This window comes from Rosenbergiella australiborealis, assembly GCF_018494035.1.
GTDB lineage: Bacteria > Pseudomonadota > Gammaproteobacteria > Enterobacterales > Enterobacteriaceae > Rosenbergiella > Rosenbergiella australiborealis.
In genome coordinates, this window is record NZ_JABBFO010000053.1 from 1 (window position 1) to 248 (window position 248).

At 52.4% G+C, this 248-nt stretch carries 1 pseudogene; it reads left to right on the forward strand.

Annotated elements, in window-relative coordinates:
* A pseudogene (locus tag HGT73_RS14680) lies at window positions 1–212 on the forward strand (hemagglutinin repeat-containing protein); the annotation flags it as partial.
* Window positions 213–248: the final 36 nt, after the last annotated feature.

Sequence of the window (248 nt, forward strand, 5' to 3'; positions counted from 1 at the left end):
TCTAGCCAAGACAATGAAACCCTGAGTGGTAAAAACAGCAGTCATGGCGGGTCATTGGGGGTAGGGATTGGGGCCAGTGGTAACAGCGCGGGCATTAGCATCTCTGCCAGCGTCAATGCCAGCAAAGGCAAGGAGAACGGATAGCGGCACAGGTTGGGCGTAACTTAACGTTAACCTCTGAGCAAGACAGCAACCGCTACTATTCCAAGTAAAAAAGTGCCAGCGCGGGTGAAAGCTGTACCTTTAGC